This is a genomic window from Curtobacterium sp. 458 (genome assembly GCF_030406605.1).
Taxonomy (GTDB): Bacteria; Actinomycetota; Actinomycetes; order Actinomycetales; family Microbacteriaceae; genus Curtobacterium.
Window position 1 is genome coordinate 929791 of sequence record NZ_CP129104.1, and the last position, 20523, is coordinate 950313.

Annotated in this window: 23 protein-coding genes; 14 read left to right on the forward strand and 9 right to left on the reverse strand. The window is 72.2% G+C overall.

The features are described 5' to 3' along the window. The first annotated feature begins 165 nt into the window (after positions 1–165). The 4 genes from QPJ90_RS04600 (at position 166) to QPJ90_RS04615 (ending at position 3666) form a co-directional block, all read left to right on the forward strand. Positions 166–981 (forward strand): sugar phosphate isomerase/epimerase, encoded by an 816-nt coding sequence (locus QPJ90_RS04600; protein ID WP_290133295.1) that lies wholly within the window; start codon positions 166–168, stop codon positions 979–981. After that, positions 978–2093, forward strand: a complete 1116-nt coding sequence (locus QPJ90_RS04605) for a Gfo/Idh/MocA family oxidoreductase (protein WP_290133296.1) — start codon at positions 978–980, stop codon at positions 2091–2093. The genes QPJ90_RS04600 and QPJ90_RS04605 overlap by 4 nt, the downstream gene beginning before the upstream one ends. 169 nt (positions 2094–2262) lie before the next feature. Beyond that, positions 2263–2679: a DUF1801 domain-containing protein gene (locus tag QPJ90_RS04610; RefSeq protein WP_290133297.1), complete on the forward strand. Its 417-nt coding sequence runs from the start codon at positions 2263–2265 to the stop codon at positions 2677–2679. 114 nt (positions 2680–2793) lie between these two features. Then, on the forward strand, positions 2794–3666 hold the full coding sequence (locus QPJ90_RS04615; protein ID WP_290133298.1) for a metal-dependent hydrolase: 873 nt from the start codon (positions 2794–2796) through the stop codon (positions 3664–3666). A gap of 12 nt (positions 3667–3678) precedes the next feature. On the opposite strand, the gene QPJ90_RS04620 is transcribed toward QPJ90_RS04615, so the two are convergent. The 6 genes from QPJ90_RS04620 to QPJ90_RS04645 form a co-directional block, all read right to left on the reverse strand. Next, positions 3679–4287, reverse strand: a complete 609-nt coding sequence (locus QPJ90_RS04620; protein WP_290133299.1) for a TetR/AcrR family transcriptional regulator — start codon at positions 4285–4287, stop codon at positions 3679–3681. Between the two features lie 90 nt (positions 4288–4377). Beyond that, entirely contained in the window at positions 4378–4917 is a 540-nt protein-coding gene (locus QPJ90_RS04625) for a MarR family transcriptional regulator (RefSeq protein ID WP_290133300.1), read from the reverse strand. 18 nt (positions 4918–4935) lie between these two features. Continuing rightward, on the reverse strand, positions 4936–5118 hold the full coding sequence (locus QPJ90_RS04630) for a hypothetical protein (protein WP_290133301.1): 183 nt from the start codon (positions 5116–5118) through the stop codon (positions 4936–4938). 135 nt (positions 5119–5253) lie between these two features. Then, the gene (locus QPJ90_RS04635; protein ID WP_290133302.1) at positions 5254–5814 is read right to left on the reverse strand and encodes a hypothetical protein; all 561 of its coding nucleotides are present in this window, start codon (positions 5812–5814) and stop codon (positions 5254–5256) included. A gap of 1 nt (position 5815) precedes the next feature. Continuing rightward, positions 5816–7789 (reverse strand): primary-amine oxidase, encoded by a 1974-nt coding sequence (locus QPJ90_RS04640; RefSeq protein WP_290133303.1) that lies wholly within the window; start codon positions 7787–7789, stop codon positions 5816–5818. A gap of 121 nt (positions 7790–7910) precedes the next feature. Continuing rightward, complete coding sequence (locus QPJ90_RS04645; RefSeq protein WP_290133304.1) at positions 7911–9407, reverse strand: APC family permease; 1497 nt, start codon at positions 9405–9407, stop codon at positions 7911–7913. 193 nt (positions 9408–9600) lie between these two features. Between QPJ90_RS04645 and QPJ90_RS04650 the strand changes: the two genes are divergently transcribed. The 4 genes from QPJ90_RS04650 (at position 9601) to QPJ90_RS04665 (ending at position 12638) form a co-directional block, all read left to right on the forward strand. Further along, positions 9601–11127 (forward strand): APC family permease, encoded by a 1527-nt coding sequence (locus QPJ90_RS04650; protein ID WP_290133305.1) that lies wholly within the window; start codon positions 9601–9603, stop codon positions 11125–11127. Continuing rightward, a complete protein-coding gene (locus QPJ90_RS04655) occupies positions 11124–11774 on the forward strand; it encodes a helix-turn-helix domain-containing protein (protein WP_290133306.1) in 651 nt (216 codons plus the stop codon). Before QPJ90_RS04650 ends, QPJ90_RS04655 begins: the two co-directional genes overlap by 4 nt. Positions 11775–11885: 111 nt before the next feature. Beyond that, complete coding sequence (locus QPJ90_RS04660; protein WP_290134165.1) at positions 11886–12326, forward strand: Hsp20/alpha crystallin family protein; 441 nt, start codon at positions 11886–11888, stop codon at positions 12324–12326. 12 nt (positions 12327–12338) lie between these two features. Continuing rightward, on the forward strand, positions 12339–12638 hold the full coding sequence (locus QPJ90_RS04665) for a hypothetical protein (protein ID WP_290133307.1): 300 nt from the start codon (positions 12339–12341) through the stop codon (positions 12636–12638). A gap of 145 nt (positions 12639–12783) precedes the next feature. On the opposite strand, the gene QPJ90_RS04670 is transcribed toward QPJ90_RS04665, so the two are convergent. Then, complete coding sequence (locus tag QPJ90_RS04670; RefSeq protein ID WP_290133308.1) at positions 12784–13665, reverse strand: manganese catalase family protein; 882 nt, start codon at positions 13663–13665, stop codon at positions 12784–12786. 32 nt (positions 13666–13697) lie between these two features. After that, positions 13698–14531, reverse strand: a complete 834-nt coding sequence (locus QPJ90_RS04675) for an SDR family oxidoreductase (protein WP_290133309.1) — start codon at positions 14529–14531, stop codon at positions 13698–13700. 169 nt (positions 14532–14700) lie between these two features. Between QPJ90_RS04675 and QPJ90_RS04680 the strand changes: the two genes are divergently transcribed. Beyond that, a complete protein-coding gene (locus QPJ90_RS04680; RefSeq protein ID WP_290133310.1) occupies positions 14701–15387 on the forward strand; it encodes an SDR family NAD(P)-dependent oxidoreductase in 687 nt (228 codons plus the stop codon). Between the two features lie 112 nt (positions 15388–15499). Next, positions 15500–16003: a DinB family protein gene (locus QPJ90_RS04685; RefSeq protein ID WP_290133311.1), complete on the forward strand. Its 504-nt coding sequence runs from the start codon at positions 15500–15502 to the stop codon at positions 16001–16003. Here the strand turns inward: QPJ90_RS04685 and QPJ90_RS04690 are convergent. After that, positions 15934–16317 (reverse strand): DUF6196 family protein, encoded by a 384-nt coding sequence (locus tag QPJ90_RS04690; protein WP_290133312.1) that lies wholly within the window; start codon positions 16315–16317, stop codon positions 15934–15936. The genes QPJ90_RS04685 and QPJ90_RS04690 overlap by 70 nt on opposite strands. Before the next feature lie 200 nt (positions 16318–16517). On the opposite strand from QPJ90_RS04690, the gene QPJ90_RS04695 reads away from it, so the two are divergent. The 4 genes from QPJ90_RS04695 (at position 16518) to QPJ90_RS04710 (ending at position 20442) form a co-directional block, all read left to right on the forward strand. Next, the gene (locus tag QPJ90_RS04695) at positions 16518–17651 is read left to right on the forward strand and encodes a hypothetical protein (RefSeq protein ID WP_290133313.1); all 1134 of its coding nucleotides are present in this window, start codon (positions 16518–16520) and stop codon (positions 17649–17651) included. A gap of 103 nt (positions 17652–17754) precedes the next feature. Then, positions 17755–18240, forward strand: a complete 486-nt coding sequence (locus tag QPJ90_RS04700) for an AAA family ATPase (protein ID WP_290133314.1) — start codon at positions 17755–17757, stop codon at positions 18238–18240. 253 nt (positions 18241–18493) lie between these two features. After that, complete coding sequence (locus tag QPJ90_RS04705; RefSeq protein WP_290133315.1) at positions 18494–19702, forward strand: histidine kinase; 1209 nt, start codon at positions 18494–18496, stop codon at positions 19700–19702. Then, entirely contained in the window at positions 19699–20442 is a 744-nt protein-coding gene (locus tag QPJ90_RS04710) for a response regulator transcription factor (RefSeq protein WP_290133316.1), read from the forward strand. The genes QPJ90_RS04705 and QPJ90_RS04710 overlap by 4 nt, the downstream gene beginning before the upstream one ends. The last annotated feature ends 81 nt before the right edge of the window (positions 20443–20523 follow it).

Here is a 20523-nt window from a genome sequence, read left to right on the forward strand (position 1 = left end):
CAACACGGCGTCGAAAACTACCCACCGGGTGGTTTTTCCGGTAGCGTCGTCCTCGATCTCGCCGTGGAGCATCGCTCCTCTGCGGGCTGCGACGACCAGGGCCGCGACGACACCGTCACGGCGACCAGTGCCGCGACACCAGTCAGGACCGAAGGAGCCTCTGCAATGCCCACCACCTCTGTGCAGCTCTACTCGCTGCGCGACGCCATCGCCGAAGACCTCGACAAGGCCATCGCCCGGGTCCGCGAGATCGGCTACGAGAACGTCGAGCCGTACGCCTTCGTCGAGCGCGTCGACGACCTCGAGCGGGCACTGCAGGCCAACGGCCTCTCGGCACCCTCGGGCCACGTCGCGGTGATCGACGCCGAGGACACCGCCCCGATCTGGGACGCCGCGAAGCGCCTCGGCATCCAGACCGTCATCGACCCGTTCATCCCGACCGACCGCTGGCAGACCGCCGACGACGTCAAGAAGATCGCGGACCGGGTCAACGAGCTGACCGCCGAGGCCGCCGGGCACGGCCTGCAGTTCGGGTACCACAACCACCAGTGGGAGTTCACGAACAAGGTCGACGGGCGCACCGTCTACGACCTGTTCGTCGAGCAGCTCGCACCGGAGACCGTGCTCGAGGTCGACACCTTCTGGGCGACCGTCGGCGGCGCGGACGCCCCCGCCGTGCTCCGCTCCCTCGGTGACCGCGTCGTCGCGATCCACGTGAAGGACGGCAAGGTCGACGGTGACATCCTCACCGCCCTCCCCTCCGCCGAGAGCGCCCTCATCGTCCCGGAGGCGCTCCAGCGCGCGTTCGAGAACCAGAAGCCCGCCGGTCAGGGCGACGTCGACGTCGCAGGCATCCTCGCCGCCGCTCCGCAGGCCATCCGCGTCGTCGAGTTCGACGCCTACGCCGGTGACGTCTTCGAGGGCATCACCGAGTCGCTGCAGTGGCTGCGCGAGAACGACACCGCCGGGAGCGCCGCGTGACCCGCGTCGGCGTCGGCATCATCGGTGCCGGCAACATCTCCGACCAGTACCTGACGAACCTGACGCAGTTCGCCGACGTCGAGGTCCTGTTCGTCGCCGACCTCATCCAGGAGCGCGCGAAGTCCCAGGCCGAGAAGTACGGCGTCCCGTCGTACGGCTCGGTCGAGGAGCTCCTCGCCCGCGACGACATCTCGATCGTGGTGAACATCACGATCCCGGCCGAGCACGCCAAGGTCGGCCAGCAGATCATCGCCGCCGGCAAGCACACCTGGAGCGAGAAGCCGGTCGCCACCACGGCCGAGGACGCGCAGGCGCTCCTCGCCGCGGCCGAGGCTGCCGGGGTCCGCTACGCCACGGCGCCGGACACCGTGCTCGGTGCGGGCATCCAGACCGCGATCCGCGCCATCGCCCGCGGGGACATCGGCACGCCGCTCACCGCGACGACGATGTTCCACGTGCCCGGCCCGGACCAGTGGCACCCGGACCCCGAGTTCCTGTACGCGCAGGGCGCCGGTCCGCTGTTCGACATCGGCCCGTACTACGTCACGACGCTGCTCCACGCGTTCGGCTCCGCCTCGCGCGTGCAGGCCGTGTCGTCGAAGTCGCGCGAGACCCGCGTGATCGGTTCGGGTCCCCGTGCCGGCACCGAGTTCCCGGTCGAGGTGCCCACGCACCACGCCGCGCTCATCTCGTTCGCCGACGGGCAGTCCGCGCAGACGACGCTGTCGTTCCAGCACGCCCTGCCGCGCAACGGCTTCGTCGAGATCAACGGCTCCGAGGGCACGATCGTGCTGCCGGACCCGAACGTCTTCGACGGTGACAGCACGCTGTGGACGCTCGGCAAGGACGAGCCGACGACGCTGGCGCACAAGGGTTCCACCTGGGGTCGTGGCACGGGCGTCGTCGAGATGGCCCGCGCGATCGCCGAGGGCCGCCCCGAGCGGGCCTCCGGTGCTGTCGCGTCGCACGCGCTCGACGTCATGCTCGGCATCCGCGACGCGGCCGAGTCCGGCCAGGCCGTCGAGATCGCCTCGCGCATCGCGAAGCCGGAGCCGTTGCCCGAGGACTTCGACCCGGCAGCCGCGGTCCTCGCCGAGGGCGTCAACGCCTAGTCGCACCGCACGAGGAGGGGCCGGTTCCGTCAGGGACCGGCCCCCTTCGTGTCCGCCGTCCGGCGTCGTCGGCCGGGAGGCACGGGTCGCGCCCGCCCCGCGGGCACCGGTCGCGCCGCGCGGGTCGATCCGGGACACCGCACCCGTCCGGCTGGGGTAGCGTCGCCCCGTGGCGAAGACCCCTGCGATGACACCGACGCCGACGCCCCTCGCCGACGTGCTCGACCGCGCCACCGGTGCCCGTCGCGCCGAGGTCGACGATCTGGTGACGCTCCACCGCGACCTGAGCGGGGCGGAGCCGGTGGTGTGGGCGGGTCGCATCCTCGGGTTCGGTGCGGTCGAGTACCGGCACGACTCCGGCCGTTCGGGCACCGTGCCCCTGCTCGCGTTCGCCCCAGGTCCGAAGCACCACACGGTCTACCTCGCCTCGGGGTTCGCGGAACGGTGGCCGGACCTGCTCGAGCAGCTCGGAGCGCACCGGGCGAGCACCGCCTGCCTCTACCTGACCCGACTCGAGGCGGTCGATCGGTCGGTGCTCCGTGAGCTGCTGGTCCGGACCCGAGACGACGCGCTGGCGAACGGCTGATCCCGCCCCGGTCCACGAGACCCGCGCGGTCGGCCCGCCTCCGACGGGTCGTTCGGCGTCCGCGCCAAGATGGGTGGACGCCGTCGACCGGCGGACGAGCAGGAGGGCGCGACCATGGCAGCACCGACGACCGACACCGAGGTCTCCTACCCCGCGGGCGCCCTGACGAGCGAGGGGACGGTCCTGCAGGTCGAGCCCGCGGGCGACGACCGGTGGGCCGTGTTCCTCGACCGCACCGCGGCGCACCCGGTCGACACCGCCTGGCCGGACCAGCCAGCCGACCGGGTTGCCCTCCGGGGGCCCGACGACGCGTACGAGGTGGCGGAGGTGCGGGTCGCCGGCTTCCACGACGGGAGCGTGCTCCTCGGGGACGCCCTGCCCGTGCGGACCGGCACGCCAGGGTGGGTGTTCGGTGTCGCGCACGTGGTCGCAGGGACCCCACCACGGGTCGGCGAGACCGTCACGGTCACCGTCGACGCGGCGTACCGCGCGGCGCTGAGCGTCGCGCACAGTGCCTGCCACCTCGCCGCCCTCGCCCTCGACGCAGCGCTCGCGGACCACTGGTCGAAGGCCGTGCCGGAGGACGCCCTCGGCCGTCCGGCCTTCGACGCGCTGGCCGTCACCCGGTCCTCGATCCACGAGTACCGGTCCGAGGACGTCTACCGGATCGGGAAGTCGCTCCGGAAGAAGGGCTTCGACCCGAGCGCGTTCGACGACCCCGACGCGATCGCTGCCCGGGTGACGGAGCAGCTCCGCGCCTGGACCGCCGCCGGGGGCTCGATCCACGTCGACGCCGAGGGTCCCGGCCTCTCCGCACGGCGGCAGTGGACGTGCGCGCTGCCCGAGGGCACCGCCGCGATCCCCTGCGGCGGCACGCACGCCGAGTCCCTCGCCGACCTGGTCGACCCCGCGGTCACGATCAGCGTCGAGGACGTCCCCGGCGCGCGGCTCGTCACGATGACGACGAGGGTCACCGCGCCCCGCTGAGCCGCGGTCGCGTCAGGGCGCCGGGGGCAGGAGCCGCTCGAGCATGCGGAGCACGCGCTCCCCGTCGACGGCGTCCGGGTCGAGCAGCCACTGCACCTGCAGGCCGTCCGACGCCGCGATGCCGAGGCTCGCCAGGTCCACCGGGTCGAGGTCGTCGCGGATGCGCCCGGCGGCCTGGTCGGCCCGGATCCACTCGGCGAGCTCGGCGCGCAGTGCGGCGAAGCGCTCGCGCATGAACTCCCGGGTCGCCGGGTGCCCCTCCTGCACCGCGTCGGCCGACAGCGTCGTGTAGAGCTGCACGAGGCCGGGGACCGCTCGGTTCCGCACGGCACTGTCCCGCATGTCGCCGATCGCCGACTTGACGCGCTCCGGATCGGCCTGCGACCGGACCTCGTGCTCGTGGTAGACCGCGAGCAGCAGTTCGTCGCGGCTCGGGAAGTAGTGCCGGAGCGCTGCGTGGGTGATGCCGAGCGCGTCGGCGACCGACCGGAGCGACGACGCGTCGACGCCCTGCGCCGCGACCATGCGGATCATCTCGTCGAGGATCTGCGCCCGGCGCTCGGCGCCCTTGCGGTACCCGCGTCGTCGCGGGACCGCGTCGTCGTCGGCCGGGGAGGTCACCCCGCCAACTTACCGCTGGAAGGTTTTCCGCGCGACCGGTCGTGGGCACGGGCCGGCGCACGATCGCGCGCCGCACCACGGCATGGTCGCTCAGTCTGCGTCGGCGGGGACCGTGTACTCGTCGACCGGCACGGGCGATCCCTCCGCGAGCGCGTCCACGATCGCCGAGAGCGTCCGCGTGAGCACCTCGTTGTCGTCGTCCGACAGCCCGTCCAGCACGCCCACCACGGCCTCGTGGAACGAGGCGTAGGAGACACCGATCTTCGCCGCCGCCTCGTCGGTCGGCTCGAGGACCTGCTGTCGACGGTCCGTCGGGTGCGCGGCCCGCACGAGGTCGCCCGACGCGACGAGCCCGTCGACGAGCTTGGTGACGGACGCGTTGGACACCGACAGCATCACCGCGAGGTCCTTCGGTCTCATCGGCCGGTCGTCGCGGTGCGCCTGGAGCAGGTACCGGAGCGCGAGCGACTCGTTCTTCGTCAGCCCGGTCTCGACACGTGCGGCCTCGATCTGCTGCTCCTCGGCGTGCTGCAGGCGGAGCAGTGCGTCGACCGCGGTCTTGGCGGCGGCCGAGCGGGGCTGGCGGGCGTAGAGGTGGGCGTGCTCGCGGCGGACGACGGTCAACGGCATGCGGTCATGCGCTCCTGGTCAGACGAGGGTTGCCGAGAAGAAGTCGGCGTAGGACGGTTCGGTCTGCTTCGCGAGCAGCGACGGATCCTCGATCCGACGCTGGACGAAGGCGTCGATCACTGCCTGGTCGGTCAGGCCGACCCGGGGGTGGCTCCGTCCGCTGGCTGCGAGTCGCGGCATCCCCGTGTACGTGCTGCGCATGTCTGATCCCGCCTTCCTGCTGTGGTCGAGGTGTCCGTCGTGGACGATCCAGACTCTTTCACGAGGTGAACGGTTTGCGCAACGAACAGTTTCCGTCCTGGACGATTCGCGCACTGAACCGTTCGGACAGTGCCGTCAGGAGAGCATGCCGACGGCCATGACCACGACCGCCGTCCCCATCGTCACGGTCTCGAGCAGCGGGAGCATGCCCGCCCGGCGCCGGCCTCGCTCCTGTGCCCGTTCCCGTTCCCGTTCCCGGAGGCAGCCGCGGACCTCCGCGACCGTCAGGACGAGGTACCCGGCGGTCAGCCCGGCGAGCACGGCCGCCCACGTCGCGGCGACCGGTCCGCCGTGGTCGTGCATGCCGGGCATCGAGCCGTCGTGCGACATCCCGACGCCCATCGCGCCCATCACCAGCAACCCGAGCGCCGCGTGCAGCCGCGCGGACGGGTCCGCACGCGCGCCGTTCCGCTGCGACCGGTCGACCGCGGCGAGCGCCACCGCCAGGACGACCAGGACCAGGAACCAGGCGGCTCCGGGGAGGACGCGGGGCGTCAGGAGGCCGTCTGCCATCGCGGCGACCATCGTGATCGCCGCGACGACGTCGACCGCACGGCCGGGGCGCCACGCCCCGACCGTGCAGCACGCTCCGGCGGACGCCGGCAGGACGGCGACCAGCCCGAGGACGTCCGTCACGTCAGTGCCCGGTGTGGTGCGTGCAGTGCGCGTCCGTGGCGGCCGACACCGCGGCCGGCACGTTCAGGGCGGGGTTGCGCGGGAAGAACCCGTACGGCTTCAGGGTGAACTTCGCGTAGTCGACGGGCATCACGGGCCAGTCCTCCGGGCGGGGGAAGTGCGTCGGACCGAAGGTGTGCCAGAGCACGATGTCCTCACCGTCGAGCGACCGGTCGGCTTGCACGTACCGCGCGACGCCGTCCCCGCCCGGGTTCTGGTGCACGAAGTCACCCGCCGCGTACTGCTCGGCGGGGTCGTACTGCGTGACGTAGAGGTGCTTGCGGGCGAACTCGGCGCGCGACGCGACCGAGGACGAGTCGTCGGCGAGCAGCACCGGGGCGTCCTGCGGGTACAGCACGTAGCCGGTCGGCCGGCCGAGGTGGTTGCGCTCCTCGGTGTTCGAGATGAACCAGGTCCGGCCACGGGACGCGTCCGCGAGCCGCCCCGACATCGACTCCGAGGCGATGCGCGTCGCCCGCTTCGTGAACGCGTTCCCGTGCTCGTTGCCGGGTCCGACCGGCACCCGGACCGCGTCGATCTCGTCCACGGCGTTGGTGAGCCCGTCCACGGTCATGTCGAGCCGCGCGGAGAACAGGTGCTGGTGGTACGGCGCACCCAGCCCGGGGGCGACCTCGGACGCGAACCCGTAGTCCGATCCGTCGGCGTCCCGGCCGGGGTAGGACGAGGTGAACAGGACGCCGGTGAGCTTCGCCTCGCACTCGATCGTGCCGTCGAGGTAGAGGTACCAGTAGAAGCCGTAGTCGTAGTTGCCGACGGTCGTGAAGAAGGAGATCACGAGGCGGCGGGACCGGCGGACCTCGTGCGAGCCGGTGTAGATGTCCTCGTGCTTCCAGAGCGTGCCGAAGTCCTCCTCGTGCATGCAGATCCCGTTCGTGATGGTCTGCGGGTTGCCGAGCTCGTCGGCGAGGACGGCGTCGAAGTAGCGGATCTCGCCGACGCAGTCACAGCCGAGCTCGAGGGAGTTCGTGAAGCGGCCGAAGAGGTACTCGCCGGTGTCGAAGTAGTTCTGCCAGAACCGCACGGGCGAGGGGTCCCCGTAGGGCACGAGCATCTCGTCGATCGACGCGCGGTACACGATCGGGCGCAGCCGGTCGCCGTCCTGCCAGGAGAGCTGGCGGAGCACCAGTCCCTCGCGTGGGTCGAACCCGACCTGGAACCGCCAGTTCGCCCACTCGACGAACTCACCGTCGACCGTGAAGGACGGCCCCTCGGGCTGGGTGATGACGATCGGCTTGAGGTCGAGCGGCTCGCCCTGGAGCTCCGGGTCGTCGAAGTTGCCCGAGGTCGCGGGGACGGGCATGTCGGCGGCGTCGACGATCCGGGTGACGGTGCGGTTCGCCGCGTCGACGTACACCGAGAGCCCGTCGACGGGGTGTGCCCACACGTGGTCGGCGGGGTGGTCCTGCCGGAAGGCGAGCACGCGGAGGATGCGTCGGCCCTCCTCCTCGGGGAGGTCGTAGTACCCGGCCGACAGTGGGACGCACTTGACCTCCTCGACGGTGAGCCCGCGTGCCGCGAGGGCGGCCACCCACCGCTCGTCGGCCGCCGCGATCTCGCCGACGGCGTCGAACTCCTCGATGAGCACCGGGAGCTGACCGCGCGAGCCGTCCAGGACGTCGGTGCGCAGGACCGTACCGCCGTCGATCGACACGACGTTGTCGGTCGAGCGGCCCGTCGCCATGTCGAGCAGCATCACGCGGGCGCACCGTTCCGGGACTGCGCCGGTCCCGGCCTGCCATGCCAGGACGTCGCGCTTGTGCGGCTCCGCGAGACCGACGTAGGCGAACCGGGTGGTGTCGGTCCAGTCCGGCTGCGCCGTCACGACGTCGCGGATCCGGGTGATCTCCGGGGCGGTGAGGCTCGCCAGCGGGTGGGTGGTCGAGGTGGCGGGGACGGTCGGTTCGGTGATGGTCATGCGCGTGGTTCCTTGCGTTCGGTCGGGAGGCACGGTGTGGGTCGGTGGGTCGGCTCACGCCGACTGGGTGGTCGGTGCTGTCGGTCGGTCCTGCTGGCGGGACGCCGCCGGTCGGTGCCGCTCACTGCTCCGCTTCGAGGCGGTCGAGCATCAGCTCGTAGCGGTCGCGTCGTCGCCGGCGCAGCACCAGGGCCTGGACGGTCCCGACGGCGGGGACGACCACCACGAGGCCGGTGAGCACGGTGCTCACGACGCCGAAGACGCTGTGCCCGGCTGCGTCCACGTCGCCGACGAGGGTCGGGAAGTTCGCCCAGATCAGGACGGCCGACGCGACCAGCCCCGCGAAGCCGAGCAGGGGCGCGACGACGGTGTTCCAGACGCGGAGGTCGGCTCGGTTGCGGCGGAAGTAGACGACGACGGCGAGGCTCGTGGCCGCCATGAGCACGGCGATGCCGAGCGTGGCGACGCCGGAGAACCAGCTGAAGACCTGCAGGACGGGGTCGAGGCCGAGGACGGCGAACAGCGCGGTGAGCACGACGGCGGTGACGGTCTGGACGACGCTCGAGGTGTGCGGGGAGGCGTGTCGTCGGTGCACGAGGCCGAGGCGACCGGGGAGCAGTGCGGCGTTCGCCATCGCGTGCTGGTAGCGGGTGATGACGTTGTGGAACGAGAGGACGCAGGCGAACATGCTCGTCAGCAGCAGGACGTTGAGGACCGCTTCGCCGACACCGCCGATGTACCGGGCCGCCGTGGTGAGGATGAGCGACCCCGGGTCCTCCGCCGCCTCGGCCAGCACCCCGTCCGGTCCCCAGGCCATCACGAGGGCCCACGACGCGAGGGTGTAGAAGACCCCGATGCCGATCACGGCCGCGTAGGTCGCGCGGGGGATCGTGCGGTCGGGGTCCTTCGCCTCGTCGCGGAAGATCGCGGTGGCCTCGAAGCCGATGAACGCCGCGATCGCGAACATCAGTCCGACACCGGGCGAGCCGGACACGACCTGCGACGGCGCGAACGGCGCGAGCGACAGCCCGTCGGCGCCGCCCCGGAACACCACGGCGGCGACGAGGACGAGCACGATGCCGACCTCGGCGACGAGCAGGACCCCGAGGACCTTGCTCGACAGGTCGATGTGCCGGTAGCCGAGGACGCCGACGAGCACGACCACGGCGAGCGACCAGACGTACCAGGGCACGTCCGGCGCGCCGAGGCCCGCGACGGTGACGCCGAGCAGGTACCCCATGTACGCGTGCACGGCCACCTGGATCGTCGTGTACGTCAGGAGGGCGAGCGTCGCGGCCCCCGCGCCGGCCGGACGTCCGAGTCCGTGCCCGACGAACGTGAAGAAGGCGCCGGGCCGCGGCAGGTGACGGGTCATCGCGGCGAGCCCGACGGAGAACAGCAGGAGCACCACGGCCGAGACGGCGTAGAGCGCCGGGAACCCGACGCCGTTGCCGAGCAGCATGCCGAGCGGGGCTGCGCCGCCGACGACGGTGAGCGGTGCGGCGGCCGCGACGACCATGAAGACGATCGCGGTGACGCCGAGGGAGCCGTGCATGGCCCGGCCGTGCGGGGCGGGGAGCGCTCCGAGTGACGCGGGGTCCTTCGTGATGCTGGACATCGTGGCCTTCCGGTTCGGGTGGCTTCGGGGGTCGGCACCACGGTCCCGCGCCGCCGTTGCGGCCACGTACCGCCGAGGTGAAACCCGGTCGCACCCGAACGGGACACCTTCGTCGCCGGCGTCCCGTTCCGCCGGTACCTGCCCGAAACACGGCCGCCACACCGGGGCAACGCGCGGGCCCTACCGTGGCCGGGTGACCGCCCTCGACCGTGCGATAGCCCACCCGCCCCGGGTGCCGGGCGTCGGTGCGGGTTCGCCCGTCGACGGACTCTCGCGACGCAGTGTCGGGCCGGTCGACGTGCTCGCGCAGTCGGTCTCCGCGGTGGCCCCGTCCGCCGCCGCGACCACGATCCCGGTGCTCGTCGCGTCCGTCGCCGGCAGCGGTGCGACGTGGTCGCTGCTGGCGGCGATGGCGCTCTCGTTCCTGGTCGGACGCACCGTGAACGAGTTCGTCCGCCGCGTCGCGGGCCCGGGCTCCCTCTACACGTACGTGTCCCTCGGCCTCGGACCGGTCGCGGGCGTGGTGTGCGGTGCAGCGCTGCTCCTCGGCTCGGGGTGCATCGCGGTGTTCTCGCTGACGGGGACCGGCTACTACCTCGAGTACGTGCTGTCGCGATTCGTCCCGCTCGGGAACGGCGGTGTGCTCGTCACCGTGCTCGTGGTCCTCGTCACGGGGGCCGTCGTGTTCGCCGTGACGGCCGTCGGCGTCCGGCTGTCGACCCGTCTGACGCTGCTCGTCGAGACCGTCTCGGTGGCGGTGATCGCGGTGCTCGTCATCGCCCTGCTGGCCCGCAGCGGACCGCCGAACCTCGGGGCGGTCGCACTCGGCCCCGTCATGCCGGCGCCGTTCTCCGTCGGGACCGCACTCGCCGTCACCGCGTTCGTCGGCTTCGAGAGCGCGTCGGTGCTCGGCGTCGAGGCCCGCCGCCCGTTCGCCACGATCCCGCGCGCGATCTCGTGGACCGTCCTGCTCGCCGGCGTCCTCTACCTCGGCAGCGCCGTGGCCCAGCAGTCCGGTTTCGCGGCGGTGGGAGCAGAACTCGCGACGAGCGCCTCGCCGGTGAACGAGCTCGCCGTCGCCTCGGGTGTGGGCTGGGTCGGGTGGGTGCTCGACCTCGCGATCGCGGCCTCGTTCGCGGCGTGCGCGATCGCGTCGACGACCGCGCTCGTCCGGGTGCTCTTCGCGATGGGCCGCGAGGGCGTGCTCCCCCGTGTGTTCGGTCGGACGTCCCCGCGCTTCCGGACGCCGTTCGTCGCGGGGATCGTGGCGAGCGTCGTCCTGACCGCGGTCCCGGTCGCAGGACTGACCGCGGGCGTCGCGACGTGGACGCTCATGGAGACCGAACTCGCCGTCGCCGCACTCGGGTACCTCGTCGCCTACGCGCTCACCTGCGTCGCCGCGCCGGTGTTCCTCCGTCGGATCGGCGAGCTGACCGCCCGGGTCGCGACCGTCGCGGTCGTGACGGCGGCGCTCCTGACGGGAGTCCTCGTGGTCTACGCCGGGGTCGAGGCGACGAGCGACCGGTGGCCCGCCGTCGCGCTGGTCGTCGGAGTGGTCGCCGTCGTCCTGCTCGCCTTCGCGGTCGTGACCCGACGGCGTCCGTGGCGGCGCGCGAGGAGCCGGGCCGTGTGGGACGTGCCCGTCGAGACGGACCTCCTGGGTGCCTCCCGGCTGCGCCCCGACGACCCCGACCGGACCGGCCGAGGCGACCGGCCGTGAGCGACCCCGGCCTGCGCGCACGCCAGCCGAAGGCGATCCAGAACGCCTTCGCCGTGCTCGAGGCCGTCGCCGCATCGGGACCGGGGACCACCGCGCAGCAGGTGTCCGAGGCACTCGGCATGCCACGGGCGACGACCTACCGGCTCATCACGCTCCTCGTCGAGGACGAGTACCTGGTCCGCCTGTCCGACCTGCGGGGCTTCGCCCTCGGGCACAAGGTCGCCGAGCTGGCCGGGCTCGGGGCAGCGCCGTCCCTCCCGCCGCTGTCACGCGCGGTGCGGTCCGTCCTCGCCGAGGTCCGGTCGAGCGTCCGCGCCGGCGTGCACCTCGCCCGGTACGACGCCTCCGGGCTGGCCGACGTCGACGTGGACCCCGACTTCCCGCTCCTCGACGAGCGGGGGCTCCGCGCAGACCCCGGGGCGAGCGCGATGGGGCGACTGCACGCGCACGGCGGCACCGAGGTCGTCCGGCAGGTCGGCGCGTTCCGGTCCGGCTTCGGGTGCCTCGCGGTCCCGGTCCTCGACGAGCACGGTCTGCTGGTCGCCGGACTCACGCTGTCCGCCGCGGCGCCCCGGATCGACTCCCCCGGCGACCTCCTGCCGCTCCTGCAGCGTGGAGCCGACCGCCTCGAGCCGCTCCTCGCCTGACCCTCAGCGTCCTCGGAGCGCACTGTTGGCACTCTCTGGGTTCGAGTGCTAGAACGGATGGCAGTTGAGTCGAGGGGACTCAACGAGGATCACGTGAAGGAGTTGACGACGATGACGATGAACTTCGACCCGTTCCGCGAGCTCGACCGCCTCGCCGGATCCCTGCTCGGGAGCGCCGGCGGACCGCGTTCGATGCCGATGGACCTGTACCGCACCGGGGACCACTACGTCCTCGACGTCGACCTGCCGGGCATCGACCCGGGCAGCGTCGACGTCGACGTGGACGGCTCGGTCCTCACGATCCGCGCCGAGCGCACCCTCGGCGCCCCGGAGGGCTCGCAGTGGATCACGCGCGAGCGGCAGCCCGGCACGTTCGTCCGCCAGCTGACGCTCGGCGACCACCTCGACGCCGGACGCATCACCGCGACCTACGACAACGGTGTGCTGAGCATCACGATCCCGGTCAAGGAGTCGGCGAAGCCGCGCAAGATCGAGGTCGCGGTGGGCAGCGGGTCCCAGCAGCTCGCCGTCGGCGGCGGGGCCTCCGAGTAGGTCGGAGGCGCGATGGCAGCACTCCTGAACGCGCTGCTCGCGATCGGGGCCGTGACCGTCGCGCTCACCGCGACGAGTCTGGAGAGGCGGGTCGCCCTGGTGCTCGGGGCGACCGGCAGCACGGTCGGCGCGTTCCTCGCGTGGGTGGTCGCGCCGAGCGCGTTCTCCGGGTTCGTGCCGTGGGTCGCCGCCGTCCTCGGGACGGCGGCGCTCACGGCCGGCTGGAGCGTCGTCCGGCTCTACGACGGCGTCTTCGCCCCGCCGCCGGAACCGGCGGACGAGACCGGGACGATCGCGACGACCGCGCGGTGACCGCATGACGGACGGGCGCGCCCCGCTCAGCGGCACCGCGCCTCCCGTCCGTCCGCCCCATCAGTCAACGAAACGCGCGCGTTCCGACATCGCACCGGTCGATCGACGGGTGCCACGTCGGAACGCGCGCGTTTCGTTCCGCGGACTACTCCTTGTTGAGCTTGTCCTGCACCGTGCCGGCCGTCTTCTCGACGACGTTCGGGAGCTCGGTCGTGCCGTAGAACCGGACGTCCGGATGCGTGGGCGGCGGCATCGGCGACGAGGTCGTCGGACCGTCGTGGTACGTGTACTCGCCCTTGCCGTCGAACGAGGGGCCGCTCGCCCACGGGCCGTTCGCCGCCTCCTTGCCGTCGGAGAAGTTGAGGTACTGGTAGTTGACCTCCTGGTTCTCCTTCGCCTGCGGGAAGTTGCTCGGCACCGGGAAGTCCTCGATGCCCTTCTCGCGGAGCTCCGCGGCGGCCGTCGCCCACATGTTCTGGTGCATGGTGTCGCGCGCGAGCAGGAACGACAGGAGGTCCCGGACCCCGGCGTCGTCGGTCTGGTGGTAGAGCCGCGCGACCTGCACGCGGCCCTGCATCTCGGCGTTCGCGTTCGCCGTGAAGTCGGCGAGCAGGTTGCCGCTCGCGGTGATGAACGACCCCTGCCAGGGGTTGCCGTTGCTGTCGACCGGACGTGCGCCGGCTCCGGCGACGATGCCCTGCTGGACGTCCGTGCCACCGACGATCGCCGCGACGGTCGGGTCGTCCTGCACGGCGTCCTCGGTGATGCCGAGCGGGCTCTTCTCGAGCAGCTGCGCGATCATCGTCGCGAGCATCTCGACGTGGCCCATCTCCTCCGCGCCGATGCCGAACACCAGGTCGCGGTACTTGCCGGGCATGTGCATGTTCCACGCCTGGAACTGGTACTGCAGGGCGACGGTGATCTCGCCGTACTGACCGCCGAGCACCTCCTGCAGCTTGCGCGCGTAGACGGCGTCGGGCTTGTCGGGCGTGGACTTGAACTGGAGTTCCTGCTTGTGGAAGTACAAATCGTGCTCCTGTCTTCGTTCGGTGGTGCGGTTCAGAGGATCGGGGTACCGCCGGTGACGGCGACGCGCGCACCGGAGACGTAGCTGCCGTCGTCGCTCGCGAGCAGCACGTACACCGGGGCGAGCTCCGCGGGCTGTCCGGGACGGCCGAGCGGGGTCTGCTTCCCGAACTGCTCGACCTCCTCCGGAGGCATGGTCGAGGGGATCAGCGGCGTCCAGATCGGCCCGGGCGCGACGCTGTTGACGCGGATGCCACGCGGGCCGAGCAGCTGCGCCAGCGCTGCCGAGAGGTTCGCGACGCCCGCCTTCGTGACGTCGTACGGCGCGAGGTCGGGCTTCGGGTTGTCCGAGTTCACCGAGCTCGACCCGATGATCGCCGAGCCGGGGCCGAGGTGCGGCAGCGCGGCCTTGACGAGGTGGAAGTAGGCGCTGAGGTTGGTCGCGAGGGTGTGGTCCCACTCCGCGTCGCTGATCTCCTCGATCGTCTCGTGCGTCATCTGGTACGCCGCGTTGTTCACGAGGACGTCGAGCCCGCCGAGTTGCTCCACCGCGGTGGCGACGACGGACCGGCAGTACGCGGGGTCGCTGACGTCGCCGGGCAGCAGGACCGCCGCCCGCCCCGCCTCCTCGACCCAGCGCTTCGTGTCCTGCGCGTCGTCCTCCTCGTCGGGGAGGTAACTGATGAGCACGTCGGCACCCTCGCGGGCGAAGGCGATCGCGACGGCCTTGCCGATGCCGCTGTCCCCGCCGGTGATGACCGCCCGCTTGCCCGTGAGCTTGCCGGACCCGCGGTACGACTGCTCGCCGTGGTCCGCCGTCGGGCTGAGCTCCTGGTCGCTCCCCGGGGGCTGCTGTCGGTCGGTCATGTCGCCTCCTGATCAGTGGTGCGCGGTCCGCTTCGTCCGAGGACCGCTCGGTTCGGCCGATGGTCGGCGCGCCGCACTGAGCGGCCGTCCGGGAGTGGCCCGATCGCGCGGCGGGTGTGGCCGGATCGCGCGGGCACCGGCCCGACGGGCCGCGCGTAGCGTGGCCGGCATGGACCTGCAACTCTCGGAACGTGTCGCGCTCGTCGTCGGAGGGAAGGGCTACATCGGTCGTGCCGTCGCCGAACGGCTCCGGACCGAGGGGGCGACCGTCGTGGTGGCCTCCCGGAGCGCCGGGGACGACGACGACAGCGTGTCGATGGACACCGCGTCGCAGGATTCGGTCGACGCCGGCGTCGCGTCGGTGCTCCAGCGGCACGGGCGGATCGACGTGCTCGTGGTCACGGCCGCCCCGAGCGCGCAGACCCTCGACCCGGCTCGGGGGTCCGACCCCGCGCAGGTCGCCGAGGCGATCGACGGCAAGGCACTCGGCTTCCTCCGCGTCGCGAACGCCGTGCTCCCCCACCAGCGGGAGGCGGGCTTCGGTCGGGTCGTCGTCGTGAGCGGCCAGAACGCCTACATCGCGGGCAACATCACCGCGTCGCTGCGGAACACCGCGACGAACGTCATCGCGAAGAACCTCGCTGACGAGTGCGCCGGGTCCGGCGTCGCCGTGAACGTGGTCAACCCCGGGACCGTCACCGACGAGCCCTCGTCGGAGGTGCAGCGCGGAGCCGGCGGCGAGTCGAGCCCGCAGCAGATCGCCGACCTCGTCGCGTTCCTGTCGTCGCCGCTCTCGGCGCTGAGCGGGGAGTCGATCTCGATCGCGCACCGGATGCTCGGCTCCGTCGTCGTCTGAAGCCGCGTCGCGGCGGACGGGAGGCCCGTGGCGGGCCCGCCCCGCGCCTCCCGTCCGTCCCGTGGTGCGTCAGCGCCCTGTCCGTGCGCCCGGTGCAGGGTCAAGATGGGGCATGGACACTGCGGAGCAGGACGTGGTCGGACTCGTCGAGTACGCCGGTGGGCGGCTGACGGACCGGATGGAAGGGCTCTCCGACGACGAGTGGGCATGGCAGCCGATCACCGGGGATGCGGAGGTCACCGTGCGGTGGCGGCTCGACCACGTCGTCGAGGTGCTCACGACCAGCCGGAACCGCGAGTGGCTGGGGCTCGCGCCGTCGACCGGACCGACGCCGGGCACCCCGGCGACCGCCGCCGAGGCGCTCGCGGGACTCGACGCGGCGATCCGGGTGTTCCTGGCGGCCGCGACGGAGGTCGGCGACACCGCCTCCGAGCCGATGGGCGCCGTCGCCGGCCCGTACGCCGAGTCGACGAAGCGGTCGTTCGTGCTGCACGTGGCGGACGAGCTGATCCACCACGGTGCCGAGGCGGCGCTCCTGCGGGACCTCTACGCCGCGCGACCGTCCCGGAGCTCCCGGACCACGGAGACGGCCTCGGTGGCGAGCGACGCCGGGTAGCCCCAGTAGTCGTAGATGCCGCCGCGGGCGCTGTTCTGCCCGCAGACGACGAACACTCCCGTGCCGAGGCGCTGCTTCAACTCGGTGGCGAGCCACCCGACGAAGCCGCTGTTGTCCGTGCCGGCGGGGAAGTGGAAGGACACCAGCCCGAACCGCTCCGGCGCATCCTCGCCGGCCGGGGCGAGCCAGGACCACGAGTGCTCGTCCGGCACGACAGCGAGCACGTCCATCCCGAGCGTGGGCGTCTCGTCCGCGGGCGCCTCGCGGTACGCCCACTCCCCGTCGAGGACCACGAGCTCGGCTTCGGCGATCATCGCTCGGAGCCGTCGGTCGGTCTCGTACGGGGTCTCGTGGCTGATGTCGACCGTGTCCGCACGCTAGTCGCCCGACAGCTCTGCGGGAAACCGCAGGTTTCCGTCACCCTCCTTTCAGGGGCTCCCCAAGTTGAGCACTGCTCTTCTAGGCTGGGCCGGCACTTCCTGTGCCCCTGCCCAGCATCCGAGAACGGATCGACATGTCTCCCACCCGAAGCGCGTCCCGTGGACGCGCTCTCCTCGCTCTCCTCGGACTCGGCATCGCGTCCGTGACCGTGCTCGCCGGCACCACCCCGGCGAGCGCCGCAGCGACCTTCACCACCCAGGCCCCTCGGGCGACCGGCGCGGTGAAGGTCGGCAGCACGATCACCGCGGTGTTCCCCACCTGGCGGCCCGCTCCGACGGCCAAGGGGTACCGCTGGCTCCGCGACGGGAAGGCCATCACCGGCGCGACGCGGCCCACGTACACGCCCGCGGCCGGGGACAGCGGGCACCGCCTCTCGTTGATGATCATCGGATCCCGGAGCGGGTACGCGAAGGCCACGCGGACGAAGGATCTCGGGATCGTCGCGAAGGGCGATGCACCGAAGATGACCGTCGCCCCGAAGCTGACCGGGTCCGCGAAGGTCGGGAGCACGCTGACGACGACCAACGGCTCGTGGAACCGGTCCGGGCTCTCGGTGCGGTACCAGTGGCTCCGCAACGGCTCGGTGATCAGCGGCCAGACGAAGAAGTCGTACACCGTGTCGGGCAGCGACTTCGGTGCAACGCTGGCAGCCCGGGTCATCGTCTCGAAGGCCGGCTACCAGGACGGCAGCGCGCGGACCACGGTGACCGCCAAGGTGACCCGCAGCGCAGCGTTCTCCGGCAACGGCACGTACGCCGTCGGGTCGAAGATCAAGCCGGGCACGTACTTCTCCGGCTCGACGAGCGGCTGCTACTGGGCGCGACTCAGCGGCGCGAGCGGCAGCTTCGACGAGATCATCGGGAACTCCTTCGGGAGTGGTCAGCGCATCATCACCATCGCTTCGTCGGACCGGTACGTTTCCTTCTCGGATTGCGGATCGTGGTACCCGATCGCCAGCGCGCCCCGACTGACGAAGATGCCTGCGGACGGCGTCTTCAAGGTCGGACAGCAGATCGCTGCCGGCACTTGGCGGACGTCGTTCACGGACGGCTGCTACTGGGAGACGAGCAGCCGCGCGTCCGGTCGCTTCGAGGACGTCATCGCGAACGACTTCATCGACGGCCGTGGGTCCACGACGGTCCGGATCGGCTCTGACATCTCGGTCTTCGAGTCCTCCGGCTGCGGCACCTGGAGCAAGGTCGGCTGATCCTCGGGAGCCCGCGACCACGGACCCGTCACGCGCGTCGTGGCGGGTCCGTGGTCGTCGCAGCGGCGAGTGGTCACCCCGTTGCCCCGCTAGGCTCCCCGTCGTGGCGAGGGTGCTGATCACCGGGATGTCGGGGACGGGCAAGTCCTCGGCGCTGGAGCGGCTGGCCACGTTCGGTCACCGCGTCGTGGACACCGACGACCCGGGCTGGCGCGAGTACCACCCGTACCCGCACCCGTCCGACGAGGCACACCGCGGCGAGTGGCTCTGGGCCGAGGACCGGATGACGGCGCTGCTCGACGAGGACGACGACCGGTCGCTCTTCGTCCAGGGCTGCGTCCGCAACCAGGGCCGCTGGTACGACCGCTTCGATGCGGTCGTGCTCCTCAGCGCACCGCTCGACGTCCTGCTCGAACGGGTCGCGCGGCGGACGACGAACCCGTACGGGAAGACCGACGTGGAGCGGGCGATGATCGCGGCGGACTTCGCCGAGGTGCTGCCGCTGCTCCGCGCCGGGTGCACGCACGAGCTCGACGCGACCCGGCCGCTGGACGACGTCGTCGCGGACCTGGCAGCCCTCGCGCGCTGAGCCGTTCGTCCCCGCGACGGATGCGCTTCGGCCGTCCGCCCGATGCCCGGCGGCCCGAGATCGCGGAGGCTGAGGAGCATGGACTCCTCGATCAAGCACGTCATCGCCACCCTGTCGGTCTGCGCCGGGATCGTCGTCGTCACCGCGTGGGCGCTCATCGCGATGTCACCGGTGGCGTGAAGCGCGGGGCGACCCGCGGGGCCGTCCCCACGCGCGGCCGGGTGACGGACCCCTCCGTGCGATGATCGGACCCGTGACGGAAGGGCGCACGTTCATCCGACCGCTCGCCACGCGCTCGATCGTCGTCGACGTGGTCTGGGCGGTCGTCGCGGCGCTCGCGTTCCTCGCCCCCGTCGACCTCGAGCTCGAGCACGCCAGCATCCTCGCCGTCGTCGCCGCGGCCGGGGCCATCGCCGTGCGACGCATCTCGCCGTCCGTCGCGATGCTGCTCGTCGTCGCGCTCGGGTTCGTGCAGGTAGCCGGCGGCGAGCGTCCGTCGCTCGTGGACCTCGCGATCTTCGTCGTCATCGGGACGACCGCGATCGTCGGGACCCGCGCCGAGGTCGTCCTCTCCGGACTGCTCGCGTTCGTCACCGGTGTCGGCGCGACGCTGTACCTGACCGTCACCGGGTTCCGGTTCGCCGTGCTCGTGAACGGGCCGCGCGACCAGGCCTTCCTGGCGATGGCGGCCCCCGCGGCGGCGCTGCTCGCGGTGTGGGCCGGCGGGCTGGCCGTGCGGGCGTTCCGCTCCCGCGACCGCGAGTCCGAGCGACGCGCCCACGCCGAGGCCGCGCGGTCCCGAGCGGAGGCCGTCGCCACCGAGGCCGAGGCCACCGCCACCCGTGCCATCGACGTCGCGGAGTCCGAGCGGATCCGAGCGGCGATCGCCCGGGACGTGCACGACGTCGTGGGTCACTCCCTCGCCGTGATCATCGCCCAGGCCGACTCGGTGCCGTTCCTCGCCGACGAGGCACGGGTGCGCGAGGTCAGCGCCACGATCGCCAGCACCGCGCGCAGTTCGCTCATGGAGGTCCGGCAGGTCCTCGGGCAGATCGACGGCACCGGGGACGCCGGTCCGGCGACGCTCGACGAGATCGTGCAGGGCATCCGCGACGCCGGGATCACCGTGGACCACACCGTCCGCGGCGTCCCGCGCACGTTCGGCCCCGACGCCGGCACCGCTGCCCGTCGGGTGCTGCAGGAGATGCTCACGAACGCGCTCCGGCACGGCGCTCCCGGCATGCCCGTCACCGTCCGGGAGACCTGGCGCTCCGCGGACCTCGTGCTCGAGGTCGAGAACGTCGTCGGCGGTGGTGCCACCGGGGGCTCCGGCCGCGGGGTCGACGGCATGCGCTCCCGACTCGCCGCCCTCGACGGCTCCTTCGACGCCGCGGTCCTCGACGACGTGTTCGTCGCCCGCGCCCGCATCCCGATCGACATCCCAGGGGGGAACCACCGATGACCGACACGACCGACCACGCAGCCGCCGCCGACCCGGCCCGCGGCCCGGCCGGCACCGACGCGACGGGACCGGCGCCCATCCGCGTCCTGCTCACCGACGACCAGGCGCTCTTCCGCGCGGGGCTCCGTGTCGTGCTCGACGCCCAGGACGACATGGTCGTGGTGGGTGAGGCATCGGACGGCGCGGAGGCCCTCGCAGCGATCCCCGACGTCCGTCCGGACGTGATGCTGCTCGACATGCGGATGGCGGGCATGGACGGCGTCGAGACCGTCCGCCAGCTGTTCTCCGGCGCGGTCGACGGCCCGATCCCCCGCGTGATCGTCCTGACGACGTTCGGCCTCGACCCGGCGGCAGCGACCGCGATCCGGCTCGGTGCCAGCGGGTTCCTCCTCAAGGACACGACGCCGCCGTTCCTGTTCGCGGCCATCCGCGCCGTGCACGAGGGCAGCTCGGTGATCGCCCCGAACGACCTCGCGCAGCTGTTCGGCGCCGACGTCGAGCGTGCGCCGAAGCCGCAACCGCAGGAGTTCCAGACGCTCTCCGACCGCGAGCGCATCGTGTTCGGTTGGGCGTCGCGGGGTCTGTCGAACGCCGAGATCGCCGCGAAGGAGTTCGTCACCGAGTCGACCGTGAAGACCCAGATCTCGAGCATCCTGGGAAAGCTCCAGCTTCGCGACCGGGTGCAGCTGGTCGTCTACGCCCACGACCACGGGCTCGCGGGCGCACGCGACGAGGCGTAGCGGCGGACGAGGCGTAGCGGCGGACGCGGCACGGACGCACGTCAGGTGTCGCCGGGTACCGTCCCGGACACCGACCGAACG